Origin of the sequence: Bacillus cereus group sp. Bc031, assembly GCF_027716265.1 — a bacterium.
Lineage (GTDB): Bacteria > Bacillota > Bacilli > Bacillales > Bacillaceae_G > Bacillus_A > Bacillus_A paranthracis.
In genome coordinates this window covers 122,199-136,088 of record NZ_JAQFUL010000001.1, presented here as the reverse complement: position 1 = coordinate 136,088, position 13,890 = coordinate 122,199, and the positions used below count along the sequence as shown (strand labels likewise).

Genomic DNA, 13,890 nt, shown 5'->3' with positions numbered 1-13,890 from the left:
CAATATTCTACCTCTAGTATTACCGAAAATGAAGTAAGCTATAAAGAGTAGAAGATATATTTTTACCTAACAAAAAAGCGGGAATATTCCCGCTTCTTTGACTATCGACGTAAGCCAAGCTTTGTGATTAATTCACGGTAACGTGTGATATCGCTATTACGAAGGTAAGTTAGTAAGTTACGACGTTTACCAACCATCTTTAATAGACCACGACGTGAATGATGATCTTTCTTGTGAGTACGTAAGTGCTCGTTTAGAGTGTTAATTTGCTCCGTTAGGACAGCAATTTGAACCTCTGGAGAACCAGTATCAGTCTCATGAGTTCTAAATTGTGCAATGATTTCATTTTTACGCTCTTGTGTTAAAGCCATCCTATTTCACCTCCTATTAATTAAACCCCCGATTACCTAGCAAGCGTCGGTGAGTCGCAATGCCAAGCAATGGTTGTCATAAAGTACATAACATAGAATACTACTTTTCATTTGAAAAAGCAAGTATATTATTTTCGTTCGCAAAATATTCTTGTGCTGTTTTCTTATCTTTTGCGATTTGTTCAACTAACTCATCGATGCCATTGAATTTCTTCTCTTCTCTTATACGCATATGCCACTCTACTGCAACATTTTGATCATATATGTCTTTGTTAAATTCGAATAAGTGCACTTCAATAGATAGTTGGCGCTCATCTTCTTTAAAGGTTGGTTTATATCCAATATTACATACACCATCGTACCATTCATCGTGAACTTTTAATCTCACTGCATAAACACCTACAGGTGGTAATAGATACTCATCACTTAAACCTACATTAGCTGTTGGGAAACCAATTTGACGTCCACGTTTATCACCGTGTACAACCGTTCCTCCTACTGTATATGCTCTACCTAAAATAGATGGAATTTGCTCCATTTCGCCATTTCGAATTAACTTTCGTAATGCCGTAGAACTTACTTTCTCTTCTTGAAATTCAACTTTTTCAATCACAGTCTGTGTAAACTCCCCTCTTGCATGAAATGGTAAAGTCTCCATCTTTCCTTTTCCTAAATGTCCATATGAATAATCAAACCCTGCTACTACATGCTTTACATTTAAACCAATAATATAATCATCTACAAATTGTTGTGGCAATAAGCCTGCAAATGATTCATCGAATTTAACAACATATAATATATCGATTCCTAAACTCTCGACTATTTTTTCTTTATCACACATTGGTGTAATATACTCCGCATGCGCTTCCTTTTTACCTAAAACAACAGATGGATGCGGATAAAATGTCATCACTGCACTTTTATATCCCTTTTCATCCGCTATTTGTTTCGCAGTTCGAATCACACATTGATGTCCTAAATGAATGCCATCAAAAAATCCTAATGCCATTACAGTAGGTGGTAATTCTAATTTATTTTGTTCATGTGGATGAGTTAAATGAATAAGTTTCACGCTTGAATTCACCTTTTTCTGTAATAATCCTTCCAATAATTCATTATAGCTTTAGTTCTTGATTATTCACAAGTACTTTCATCGGCTTTAGCATACCAGGGTGCTTTGGATGGTGCTCATAAATTGCAAGGCAACGATCGTTTTTATCAAACACTGTTATAAATGGCGCCGTTATTTGCAATTCATTTTTTAAGAACATACCATTCTTTATTTTTTCTGCTTGCTTTTCATCTACAACCATTTTTGGGAATTTACTTAATGCTTCATCAATTGAAATGAAGATAGACTCTACTGTTCCATTTTGCACGTTTTCCTCAATTTCTTCAAATGATATGCAATCCTCTAATAAAAATTCACCAGAAGCCGTTCTTACAAGGTGTGACATATGTGATGGAAAACCAAGTTTTTCACCAATCATTACCGCTAATGTTCTTACATATGTTCCTTTACTACACGTTACACGGAAACGGAATGAAATATTTTCTCCTTCAAACACTTCACGATCATCTAGTAATACAAATTCATGAATTGTAATTGTACGAACTGGACGTTCAACCTCTTGTCCTGCTCTTGCATATTCATATAATTTTTTTCCGTTAACTTTTACAGCCGAAAACATCGGAGGCATTTGCTCAATCGTACCTGTTAATGCGGCAAGAACCTCCTCCACTTCTTTACGAGTAATAACACGATCTACATGTTTCGTTTCCACAACTTCACCTGAAGCATCTTCAGTTGTTGTTGAAAACCCTAATGTTACTTCACCTTCATATGTTTTCGTTTCACTTGTTAAAAATTGTGCAATCTTCGTTGCTCGTCCAACACAAATAGGCAATACTCCTGTTACATCTGGATCTAATGTTCCTGTATGACCAATTCGTTTTTCACGCAATATCTTTCTTAATTTAAATACACAATCGTGTGATGTCATGCCTTTTGGCTTATGTAATAATACTACACCTTCCATATATGTTCACCTCATCGTAATTCTTTCATAATCATTACCTAAAACTTATTTTACATTGAAAAAATGGATAGACAAATGTCTATCCATTATTCTTCACGTTTACCTTCTTTATTAATTTCATGTAAAAGTGTATCAATTCGATGACCATATCCGATAGATTCATCAAATTCAAAGGAAATTTCAGGCGTTTTACGAAGACGAATACGTTGGCCAATTTCTGAACGAATGAAGCCTTTTGCCTTCGCTAAACCTTTTAGTGTACTTTCTTTCTGCTCTTCATCACCTAAAACAGAAATATACACTGTAGCAATTTGTAAATCTCCACTCACTTGTACATCTGTTACAGTAACAAATCCGACACGTGGATCTTTAATTTTACGACTGATGATGTCGCCTAATTCTTTTTTCATTTGCTCGCCTACACGGTTTGCACGTAATTTCATAACTCTTCACCTCATTCAATACCATTCCAATTGTGTTATCGTACGTTCAATTTCAGGAAATGAATCGATATACTCAAGTACACGATTCATTTCTTTTTCACAAATAACACGATTTGAGGATACGGAAACAATCGCAATTTCTGTACGTTGCCATACATCTTGATGCCCTACTTCTGAAACAGCTACGTTATAACGCTGTTTCACACGAGTTAACACCCGTTGCAAAATTGCTCGTTTCTCTTTTAAAGAATGCACATCGTAAATCATACACTCAAATGAGAGAGAAGCGATAATCATCGCTTCACTTCTTCCATAATGTACGCTTCAATGATGTCCCCTTCTTTAAGATCGTTGTATTTCTCAATTGTAATACCACACTCATAGTTTTGAGCAACTTCTTTTACGTCGTCTTTGAAACGTTTTAACGTATCAAGTTGACCTTCATAGATTACCACACCATCACGGATAATACGCACGCCGCTATCACGTGTAATTTTACCATCTGTTACGTAACAACCTGCGATTGTTCCAACTTTTGTTACTTTAAACGTTTGACGTACTTCTGCTTGACCGATTACTTTTTCTTCAAATTCTGGATCTAGCATACCTTGCATCGCTGCTTCGATCTCTTCGATTACTTTATAAATAATGCGGTGTAAACGAATATCAACGTTCTCTAATTCAGCTGTACGCTTCGCATTTACATCTGGGCGTACGTTAAATCCAATTACAATTGCATTAGATGCAGAAGCTAAAATGATATCAGATTCTGTAATCGCACCTACGCCTGTATGGATAATTTTAACTTTAACACCTTCAACATCAATTTTACGAAGTGATGCTGCCATTGCTTCTACAGAACCTTGTACGTCCGCTTTCACAATTAAGTTAATTTCTTTTACATCGCCCTCTTGGATTTGTTGGAATAAATCTTCAAGGCTTAATTTAGATTTCTCACCACGTTGAGCAAGTAACGCTTCTTGTGCACGTGATTCACCGATTTGACGAGCTTTCTTCTCATCAGCGAATGCCATGAAACGATCTCCTGCTTGTGGTACTTCGTTTAAACCTGTAATTTCAACAGGAGTTGATGGACCAGCAACTTTTACACGACGACCAATATCACTTACCATTGCACGAACACGACCGAATGTAGTTCCAACAACGATTGGATCTCCTACTCGAAGCGTACCGTTTTGAACAAGTAATGTCGCAATAGTTCCTTTACCTTTATCAAGCTGGGCTTCGATTACAGTACCAGTTGCATAGCGGTTTGGATTTGCTTTATACTCTTCTACTTCACTTACAAGAAGAATCATTTCTAGTAAGTTGTCAATTCCTTCGCCTTGAATCGCAGAAATTGGTACGAAAATTGTGTCTCCGCCCCATGCTTCTGGAACTAATTCATATTCTGTTAGTTCTTGCATTACGCGATCAGGGTTCGCAGCTGGTTTATCCATTTTATTCACAGCAACAATAATTGGTACTCCTGCTGCTTTCGCATGATTAATTGCTTCAACTGTTTGTGGCATAACACCGTCATCAGCTGCAACAACAAGGATTGTAATATCCGTTACTTGTGCACCACGAGCACGCATCGTTGTAAACGCCGCGTGACCAGGTGTATCTAAGAATGTAATTTTCTTGTCATTTACTTCAACTTGGTATGCACCAATATGCTGAGTAATTCCACCCGCTTCACCAGCAGTTACTTTAGAGTTACGGATAGAGTCAAGCAATGTTGTTTTACCATGGTCAACGTGTCCCATGATTGTAACTACAGCTGGACGCTCTTTTAAGTTCTCTTCATCATCTTGCTCATCGATGAATGTTTCAAACTCAGTTTCGCTTACAATTACTTCTTCTTCTACTTCAATACCGTAGTCGTTAGCAATTAACTCAATTGTATCTTTATCTAAATCTTGGTTAATTGTTGCCATAATTCCAAGCATGAAGAGCTTTTTAATAATTTCAGATGGCTCTTTGCTTAATTTCTTAGCAAGATCACCTACTGTAAGACTTCCAGAGAAAGTAATTTTATCTGGTGTTTCTACAGTTTGTGTTTGTTGTCTTCCAGCAAAGTTCTCTTGACGCTTATCTTCGTTTCCTTTGCCTTTTTTCTTTTTCTTATTGCTGTTCTTTTTACTACGAACAACTTTTTCTTCTACTTCAAACTCATCTGCAACAGAAGGTTTTTCAGCTTGATACTCATTATCTAATTTGTTTACTACTTCATCGTCTAACATTGTCATATGATTCGAAACCTCGATATTCATTTCTTTTAGTTTTGTCATAAGATCTTTACTTGAGATATTATGTTTTTTCGCATATTCATGCACTCGAATTTTACTCATACCTTCACCCCCGGTAATTTGTATCGAGCATGCTACGCAGCTTTTTCGCAAAGCCTTCATCTAACACAGCTACAACGACTCGCTCATCTCTCCCAATCGCATGCCCTAATTGTTGTCGATTTTCGACCTTTCTCATTGGTACGTTGTAGTACGTCGTTTTATCCGTGATACGCTTTGTAGTATTTACTGACGCATCCTCAGATAGCAACACAAGTTTTGCCTTGCCACTTCGTACTTCCTTTAAAACGAGTTCTTCACCCGAAATAATTTTTCGAGCCCGGTTTGCTAGTCCTAAAAACGATTTCCAATCGGACACTTATTTCGACTCCTTCTCAACAAGCTCAAGAAGTTCTTCATAAAGAGAACTGTCGATTTTCGCTTTTAGATGATGTTCCAAAACATTTTTCTTTTGAGCTTGAAGAATGCTTTCTTTATCTTTTGATAAATAAGCACCTCGTCCTGATTTCTTTCCAGTTAAATCAATAGACACTTCTCCCTCTTTGGAACGAACAATGCGAACGAGCTCTCGTTTTGATTTCATTTCTTGCGTTGCAACACATTTTCGTAACGGAACTTTTCGATTGCTCATACTCATCACCTCTATTCGATTTCGTCTTCAACAGAATCGAATCCGAATGCGACTACGCTATCTTCTTCTGTTACAATACCAAGTTGTTTCGCATCAGACTCACTCTTAATATCAATTTTCCAACCTGTTAATTTAGCTGCAAGACGTGCATTTTGTCCACGTTTACCGATAGCTAATGACAGTTGGTGGTCTGGAACAACAACTGTTGTTGCTTTTTCTTCTTCATCTACAAGTACTTTCACAACTTGTGATGGGCTTAAAGCATTGGCAACATATTCTACTGGATCATTTGACCAGCGAACGATGTCAATCTTTTCACCTTTTAGTTCGTCTACAATGCGTTGTACACGTTGTCCTTTCGGTCCTACACAAGAACCTACTGGATCTACATCAATGTTCTCTGCATGTACAGAGATTTTAGAACGATCTCCTGCCTCACGTGCTACAGAACGAATTTCAACCGTTCCATCATAGATTTCAGGAACTTCCATTTCGAATAAACGTTTTAAAAGACCAGGATGTGTACGTGATACGTAAATTTGTGGTCCTTTTGTTGTTTTTTCTACTTTCGTAATGAATACGCGAATACGATCATGTGGTTTGTATTGTTCGTTTGGCATTTGCTCACTTACAGGTAATAAAGCTTCTACTTTTCCTAAGCTTACATAGATGAAACGAGCATCTTGACGTTGTACGATACCAACCATGATATCTTCTTCACGGTCACTAAACTCAGAGTAAATAACACCACGCTCAGCTTCACGCACTCGTTGTGTTACAACTTGTTTTGCAGTTTGTGCTGCAATACGACCGAAATCTTTTGGTGTTACTTCAATTTCTAGTACGTCACCATCTTGATAGTTTGGATTAATTTGTCTTGCTTCTTCAACAGAAATTTCAAGACGTGGATCAAACACATTATCAACAACGTCTTTACGTGCTAAAACTTGGATTGTTCCCACTTGTGGGTTAAAGCTCACACGAACGTTTTGTGCTTGGTTAAAATTGCGTTTATAAGCAGAGATTAACGCTGCTTCAATCGCATCAATAATAATATCTTTGCTAATTCCTTTTTCTGACTCTAATACGAGCAAGGCATCTAACAACTCAGTGCTCATGAAGATCCCCCTTCTAACTAAAACGTAACAGCAAGTCGCGCATTTGCAACTTTGTCCATTGGAATTTGGATTTCTTTTTTACGTGTTTTAATTGTTAATAATAGTGTAATTGTAGTACCATCGTAGGAAAGCATTTTTCCTTCAAACATCTTTTCACCATCAATCGGCTCATATGTTTTAATTGCCACTTGTTTTCCTACCGCTTGCTGGAAGTCTTTCTCTTTCTTTAATGGACGTTCTGCTCCAGGAGATGACACATCCAAAAAGTAAAGATGAGGAATTGGATCCTCTTTATCTAAAGCTTCGCTTAAACGTTCACTCACCGCACCGCATTCTTCAATGTCGACTCCCTTTTCAGAATCGATGAATACGCGTAAGAACCAGTCTTGTCCTTCTTTCACATACTCTACATCTACAAGTTCAAGATTTAACTCTTCAACAATTGGCTGCGCAAATGCTTCTACAACTTCTGTGACTTTCTTATCCATAAACAGCCTCCTTCCTGCCGCCATGTACCATTCACAAGAAAAGACCCCGTCCATAGAACGGTCTATCTTATTCTTTCTCGTTAGCTAACAAAAGCCCCTGCCGTTAAGCAGGGAATATCTGTCTTAGTATTACCAAATTTAAGAAGTAAAACTTGTAACAAAATATGTATATACGACAGAAATTTCTTACCTCTCCACATCAATAAAATGTAGATAGTAACACGAAAGAGTGGGTTTCCCCACTCTTCTTTTCACACAATATACATGACATGGTTATCTCGGTTAATAGTATACCATACCAAATGTTGATTTGCAAAGACTTTTCCTACCTATCAGAACAGCGATAACTGGTTTTGATCCGGCAAATCACCTAAACAACCTTGACTATCTAAATACTCAATAATTGTTTTCGAAACCTTACTACGCTGCTGCAAGTCTTCTTTTGATAAGAATTCTCCATTTTTGCGTGCTTCCACAATACTTAAAGCTGCGTTTGTACCAAGACCAGGCACCGCATTAAATGGAGGGATTAATGAGTCTCCATCAATAATAAAGTCTGTTGCATGTGAGCGATATAAATCCACCTTTTGGAATGAGTATCCACGCTCACACATTTCAAGTGTCATTTCTAGTACAGTCAATAAACTCTTCTCTTTCGGTGCTGCATCTAAACCTTTTTGCGCAATTTCATCAATTCTTGCACGTATAGATGCTGAACCTTTTGCCATCGCTTCTACGTCAAAGTCATCTGCACGAACCGTAAAGTATGCCGCATAGAATAAAAGCGCGAAATGTACTTTAAAGTATGCGATACGCACAGCCATAAGTACGTAAGCAGCCGCATGGGCTTTCGGGAACATGTACTTAATCTTCTTACATGAATCAATATACCAACCTGGTACATTATTACTTTTCATGTCCTCTTCCCATTCTTCTGGTACACCTTTACCTTTACGTACTGACTCCATGATTTTGAAGGCTAATGATGGGTCTAAACCTTGATAGATTAAATATACCATGATGTCATCACGACAACCGATAACTTCACTCAGCGTACATGTACCGTTATAAATTAACTCGTTTGCATTACCAAGCCATACGTCCGTACCATGTGATAACCCAGAAATTTGGACTAACTCTGAGAACGTCGTCGGTTTCGTCTCTTCTAACATCTGTCTTACGAATTTCGTACCAAACTCTGGTATACCAAGTGTACCTGTTTTACAGTTAATTTGTTCCTCCGTTACACCTAACGATTCTGGCCCTGAGAAAATTTTCATTACTTCTGGATCGTCCGTTGGGATTGTTTTTGGATCAATACCACTTAAATCTTGTAACATACGAATAACTGTCGGATCATCGTGTCCTAGTATATCAAGCTTCAGTAAATTATCATGAATAGAGTGGAAGTCAAAGTGTGTTGTTCTCCACTCAGCACCTATTGAATCTGCTGGATACTGTATTGGTGAGAAATCAAAAATGTCCATATAATCTGGCACAACGATAATACCACCTGGATGCTGCCCTGTTGTACGTTTTACACCGGTACATCCTGCTACTAAGCGGTCAATTTCTGCATTTCGAATTGTTAAGTTATGATCATTTGCATAACCTTTTACATATCCATAAGCAGTTTTTTCCGCAACTGTACCAATCGTTCCTGCACGATATACATAATCTTCACCGAATAGTACTTTCGTATAGTTATGGGCACGTGGTTGGTATTCCCCGGAGAAATTCAAATCGATATCGGGTACCTTATCTCCTTTAAATCCAAGGAACGTTTCGAACGGAATGTCATGTCCATCTTTTACATATGGAATATTACAAGTTGGACATTCTTTATCCGGTAAGTCAAAACCAGAACCTACAGAACCATCATTAAAGAATTCTGATTGCTTACATTTCGGACATACATAGTGTGGTGGTAATGGATTTACTTCTGTAATTTCCATCATCGTTGCAACGAATGATGAACCTACCGATCCACGCGAACCTACTAGATATCCGTCTACTAACGATTTTTTCACAAGCTTATGTGAAATTAAATAAATTACGGCGAATCCATGCCCGATGATACTTTTTAATTCTTTTTCTAAACGAGCTTCTACAATTTCAGGTAACTCTTCACCATAAATGCTACGCGCCATTTTATAACTCATATCACGCGTTTCATCATCTGCACCTTCAATTTTCGGTGTATATAGATCATCTTTTACTGGATGAACATCACCAATTAATGATGCAATCTTTTGTGTATTCGTTACGACAATTTCTTTCGCTACATCTTCACCTAAAAATGAGAAACACTCTAACATTTCATCCGTTGTACGGAAATGTACAGGTGGTAATGAATGTCGGTTTAACGGATTCGCTCCACCCTGTGAACTTACTAAAATTTTACGATACATTGCATCTTCTGGATTTAAGTAATGCACGTTTCCTGTAGCCACAACTGGTTTATCTAACGTCTCACCTAGTTTTACTAAGTTAGAAATAATTGTTTTTAATTGTCCCTCATCTCGAACGAGTTCACGCTCTACTAAATGACGTAACACTTCTGGTGGCATTACTTCAATGTAATCGTAGAACTGCGCAATTTCTTCTACCTCTTCAGGAGCTTTTTGCATCATCGCCTCAAACACTTCACCTTTATCACAAGCCGTTCCTACTAAAATACCTTCACGATACTTTTTTAATAGTGATCTTGGTACTCGTGGTACACGGTAAAAGTAATTTAAATGAGAATATGAAACAAGTTTATATAAATTTTTCAATCCAACATCCGATGTAGCAAGTAATGTCATATGACTTGGACGCCCGCGCTTATATGCATCCCCTTGTCCCATACTATCGTTTAATTGATCGTGATATTCAAAACCTTTTTCAATTACATCTTTTAACATTTTCACTAGTAAGTATCCCGTTGCTTCTGTATCATAAATTGCACGGTGATGCTGAGTTAATTCAATGTCCATCTTTTTACACAACGTATTTAAACGGTGATTTTTCATTTCTGGGAATAAGAATCGTGCAAGCTCTAACGTATCTATTACTGGATTTTTTGTTTTTTCTAAACCAGCTTTTTTAAATCCTACGTTAATAAAGCCCATATCGAAGCTTGCGTTATGAGCAACAAGTGTATGGTCGCCCATCCATTCTTCAAACTTTTTAAACACTTCGTCCACTTCTGGTGCGTCGGTTAACATATCATCTGTAATACCTGTTAATTCAATGATCGTTGCCGATAATGGTTGATGCGGATTTGCAAAAGATTCAAAGCGGTCAATAATTTCGCCGCCTTTTACTTTTACAGCAGCTAACTCAATAACTGTATCATATACAGCTGATAAACCTGTCGTCTCAACGTCGAAAACAACATACGTTTCCTCTGCAAGTAAACGATGCGCTTCGTTATACGCTATTGGTACACCGTCATTCACTAAGTTTGCTTCCACACCATATATAACTTTAATTCCAGCTTTTTTCCCAGCTGAATATGCTTCTGGGAATGACTGTGCAACAGCATGGTCTGTAATGGCAATAGCCTCATGCCCCCATTTACCAGCTTGAGCAACAAGCTTAGAAACTGGAGTAACAGCATCCATTTGACTCATTGGCGTGTGAAGATGGAGCTCTACTCGTTTTTCACCTTCTGGTGCTTTATCTTTACGAGACGGTCCTGTTATTTCATTAATATCATTTGCAATCATTACTAAATCTCGAACAAATGTATCATTTTGAACAGAACCACGAGCCTTCACCCACATTCCTTTTTTCAAGGATTGTAGCATTGGAATATCTTCTTTATCACGTGAGAACATTTTGATCATAATCGAATCTGTATAATCCGTTATTTTTAAAGTTAATAACGTACGTCCACTACGAAGCTCTTTCGTTTCCACATGGAAGACATATCCTTGAACTGTTTTTCTTCTTTCTTCATCTTGAATTTCTCGCATTGGTGTAATCTCTTCATCTGGCTTAATAAGATACCCGAGTGTGATCGGCCCTTCATGCACAACGCTGCTTTCTTCAGCTTGCTTCTTCGCCATTTCTTCCATAGCTTGTATAACACGCTCGCGGTCTTCTTGCTGCGTTTGCTCACGAAACTTTTGCATTTCTTCTGTATTTTGCTGTATATGTGTGTCTAACTGGAAACGCAGGAATCCAAAAGCCTCGTATTGATCCCCTACTGGTTTCGCAACGTTTTTCTTTAAAGCAGTAGATTCCAGCTCATTATTCACATTTATAAGTAACTTCACTCCATTGACCTGCGGAAGCTGCTTCTTTAAATAAGCAAACATAGGTGAAAATGTAATTCGTTCCGTACAAAGTGGCCAATACGCCCTCACTTCTTCTTCAGTAAATTGTTTGTTCTCTGTTTCTAATGCAAATGTTGTTCTTGCAATATGAGAAAATGATTGCTTAAGCTTTGTTTCTAGCAATTCATATAATTCTGTAGGCAAAATACGTGGCACTTGTAAATTAAAATGCCAACTTTTATTCGCTTTATCGATAACGAGCCTTTCAATACCACCGCCTTGTAAATATTGATTTATAAGGTCGTCTGGTATTTGCAACTGCTGGAGCAAAATTTGAAATCGCTCTTTTTGTTCATTTGTTAAAGACATAAGCACTCTCCTTCCATTTGCTATTATAAATTGAAACGTACTACAAAGAAAGATTTCTCCCTTCTTCTTTTACAAAATACGTTTACAAAGAAAGAGAAGGTACCTCATTACGAGGTACCTCTTCCTATTTTAAAATATTAGCAATATATGTTTGAAGTTCTTCTACTTTTACTTCTTCAGACTCACCTGTAGCACGTACTTTCACTTCTACAATACCTTCGTCTGCTTTTTTACCAACTGTCACGCGAACTGGAAGGCCGAATATATCAGCATCAGCAAATTTAACACCTGCACGTTCTGCACGATCATCTAGTAATACTTCATATCCTTGCTCTTGTAATGAGTTGTAGATGTTTTCACCCATTTCACGTTGTGCATCAGACTTCATATTCACTGGAATTACATGCACATGGAACGGTGCAACAGCTTTTGGCCAAACTAAACCGTTCTCATCATTAAACTGCTCTGCAATTGCTGCCACTGTACGAGACACACCAATGCCGTAACAACCCATAATAAGTGGTTGTGTTTTTCCGTTTTCATCTAGGAATGTTGCGTTCATTGCTTCACTATAACGAGTTCCTAATTTAAATACATGACCAACTTCAATTCCGCGTGCGAAAAGAATTGTTCCGTTTCCGTCTGGAGATTGGTCTCCTTCTTGAATGAATCGTAAATCCGTATATTGACTTACTTTAAAGTCACGTTCTGGATTTACATTTACATAATGGAATCCTTCTTCGTTCGCTCCTGAACATCCGTTGACAATTGATGCTACAGCGTGATCAGCAATAATTTCGATATCACCTGTTACACCAATTGGACCTAATGAACCAACTTCACAATTTAATAATTCTTTTACTTCTTCATGAGAGGCAAGCTCAACAACGGAAGCACCGTATACATTTTTCACTTTTACATCGTTTACTTCATGATCACCACGAACAAGTACCACTACTAATTTCTCATCTACTTTAAATACCATAGACTTAATGCACTTTTCAGCTTCGATGTTTAAGAATGCAGATACTTCTTCAATTGCTTTTTGGTCTGGTGTTGCTACTTTTTCAAGCTCTTTTTCTGCTTCGTCACTCTTCGTATACGTAGCTACAACAGGAGCCATTTCGATGTTCGCTGCATAATCAGATGTATCAGAGTATGCAATTGTATCTTCACCAACATCAGATAATACCATAAATTCATGTGTATCTTTTCCACCCATTGCTCCAGAATCAGCAATAACCGCACGGAAATTCAAGCCACAACGAGCAAAAATGTTAGAGTATGCTTTGTATAAGCGATCGTACACTTCATCTAAGCTCTCTTGCGTAGCATGGAAAGAGTATGCATCTTTCATTAGAAACTCTCTTCCACGTAATAAACCGAAACGAGGTCTTTGTTCATCACGGAATTTTGTTTGAATTTGATATAATGTTAACGGTAATTTTTTATACGATTTCACTTCATCACGTACAAGATCCGTAATTACTTCTTCATGTGTCGCTCCTAATGCAAATTCACGAGCGTTACGATCTTTCATACGCATTAATTCAGATCCGTAAGAATACCAACGACCTGACTCTTGCCATAATTCTGCAGCTTGCATCGCTGGCATTAATAATTCTACAGCACCTGCGCGCTCCATCTCTTCTCGAACGATACGTTCTACTTTGTGTAGTACTTTTAATCCAAATGGTAGAAAACTATAAATACCAGAAGCATTTTGACGCATAAAACCTGCACGAAGTAATAACTGATGACTCTTAATCTCCGCATCAGCTGGAACTTCACGTAATGTAGGACTAAATACCATACTTTGTTTCATTTATTCGCACCTCTTCATTTTACTCTTAC

The 13,890-nt window shown here is 37.6% G+C and carries 12 protein-coding genes; all 12 read right to left on the bottom strand.

Annotation, left to right across the window (positions count from 1 at the left end; translation table 11 throughout):
• Window positions 1-101: 101 nt before the first annotated feature.
• Complete coding sequence (rpsO, locus tag PDQ33_RS00670) at window positions 102-371, bottom strand: 30S ribosomal protein S15 (RefSeq protein WP_001229392.1); 270 nt, start codon at window positions 369-371, stop codon at window positions 102-104.
• 100 nt (window positions 372-471) lie between these two features.
• Window positions 472-1,443 (bottom strand): bifunctional riboflavin kinase/FAD synthetase, encoded by a 972-nt coding sequence (ribF, locus tag PDQ33_RS00665; RefSeq protein ID WP_270754402.1) that lies wholly within the window; start codon window positions 1,441-1,443, stop codon window positions 472-474.
• A gap of 43 nt (window positions 1,444-1,486) precedes the next feature.
• Window positions 1,487-2,410, bottom strand: coding sequence for a tRNA pseudouridine(55) synthase TruB (truB, locus tag PDQ33_RS00660; RefSeq protein ID WP_061131602.1), 924 nt, complete (start codon window positions 2,408-2,410; stop codon window positions 1,487-1,489).
• An 86-nt stretch (window positions 2,411-2,496) separates the two neighbouring features.
• Window positions 2,497-2,853 (bottom strand): 30S ribosome-binding factor RbfA, encoded by a 357-nt coding sequence (gene rbfA, locus PDQ33_RS00655; RefSeq protein WP_000776443.1) that lies wholly within the window; start codon window positions 2,851-2,853, stop codon window positions 2,497-2,499.
• 15 nt (window positions 2,854-2,868) lie between these two features.
• A complete protein-coding gene (locus tag PDQ33_RS00650; RefSeq protein WP_000582364.1) occupies window positions 2,869-3,150 on the bottom strand; it encodes a DUF503 domain-containing protein in 282 nt (93 codons plus the stop codon).
• Window positions 3,147-5,207, bottom strand: coding sequence for a translation initiation factor IF-2 (gene infB, locus PDQ33_RS00645; RefSeq protein WP_000036342.1), 2,061 nt, complete (start codon window positions 5,205-5,207; stop codon window positions 3,147-3,149). Before infB ends, PDQ33_RS00650 begins: the two co-directional genes overlap by 4 nt.
• A gap of 4 nt (window positions 5,208-5,211) precedes the next feature.
• On the bottom strand, window positions 5,212-5,523 hold the full coding sequence (locus tag PDQ33_RS00640; protein WP_001286523.1) for a YlxQ family RNA-binding protein: 312 nt from the start codon (window positions 5,521-5,523) through the stop codon (window positions 5,212-5,214).
• On the bottom strand, window positions 5,524-5,796 hold the full coding sequence (gene rnpM, locus PDQ33_RS00635) for an RNase P modulator RnpM (protein WP_000071128.1): 273 nt from the start codon (window positions 5,794-5,796) through the stop codon (window positions 5,524-5,526). It lies immediately after the preceding gene.
• Window positions 5,797-5,807: 11 nt separating this feature from the next.
• Window positions 5,808-6,914 (bottom strand): transcription termination factor NusA, encoded by a 1,107-nt coding sequence (gene nusA / locus PDQ33_RS00630; protein WP_000102609.1) that lies wholly within the window; start codon window positions 6,912-6,914, stop codon window positions 5,808-5,810.
• A 17-nt stretch (window positions 6,915-6,931) separates the two neighbouring features.
• Entirely contained in the window at window positions 6,932-7,402 is a 471-nt protein-coding gene (gene rimP, locus PDQ33_RS00625; protein WP_000359097.1) for a ribosome maturation factor RimP, read from the bottom strand.
• A 332-nt stretch (window positions 7,403-7,734) separates the two neighbouring features.
• A complete protein-coding gene (locus PDQ33_RS00620; RefSeq protein ID WP_270754406.1) occupies window positions 7,735-12,036 on the bottom strand; it encodes a PolC-type DNA polymerase III in 4,302 nt (1,433 codons plus the stop codon).
• Between the two features lie 124 nt (window positions 12,037-12,160).
• Window positions 12,161-13,861 (bottom strand): proline--tRNA ligase, encoded by a 1,701-nt coding sequence (locus PDQ33_RS00615; protein ID WP_270754407.1) that lies wholly within the window; start codon window positions 13,859-13,861, stop codon window positions 12,161-12,163.
• Between the last annotated feature and the right edge of the window lie 29 nt (window positions 13,862-13,890).

Bases quoted from the DNA above. Each gene is read 5' to 3' on its own strand.
- rpsO (WP_001229392.1), bottom strand. From the start codon at position 371: ATGGCTTTAACACAAGAGCGTAAAAATGAAATCATTGCACAATTTAGA.
- truB (WP_061131602.1), bottom strand. From the start codon at position 2,410: ATGGAAGGTGTAGTATTATTACATAAGCCAAAAGGCATGACATCACAC.
- rnpM (WP_000071128.1), bottom strand. From the start codon at position 5,796: ATGAGCAATCGAAAAGTTCCGTTACGAAAATGTGTTGCAACGCAAGAA.
- infB (WP_000036342.1), bottom strand. From the start codon at position 5,207: ATGAGTAAAATTCGAGTGCATGAATATGCGAAAAAACATAATATCTCA.
- PDQ33_RS00615 (WP_270754407.1), bottom strand. From the start codon at position 13,861: ATGAAACAAAGTATGGTATTTAGTCCTACATTACGTGAAGTTCCAGCT.
- rimP (WP_000359097.1), bottom strand. From the start codon at position 7,402: ATGGATAAGAAAGTCACAGAAGTTGTAGAAGCATTTGCGCAGCCAATT.
- rbfA (WP_000776443.1), bottom strand. From the start codon at position 2,853: ATGAAATTACGTGCAAACCGTGTAGGCGAGCAAATGAAAAAAGAATTA.
- PDQ33_RS00620 (WP_270754406.1), bottom strand. From the start codon at position 12,036: ATGTCTTTAACAAATGAACAAAAAGAGCGATTTCAAATTTTGCTCCAG.
- nusA (WP_000102609.1), bottom strand. From the start codon at position 6,914: ATGAGCACTGAGTTGTTAGATGCCTTGCTCGTATTAGAGTCAGAAAAA.
- PDQ33_RS00650 (WP_000582364.1), bottom strand. From the start codon at position 3,150: ATGATTATCGCTTCTCTCTCATTTGAGTGTATGATTTACGATGTGCAT.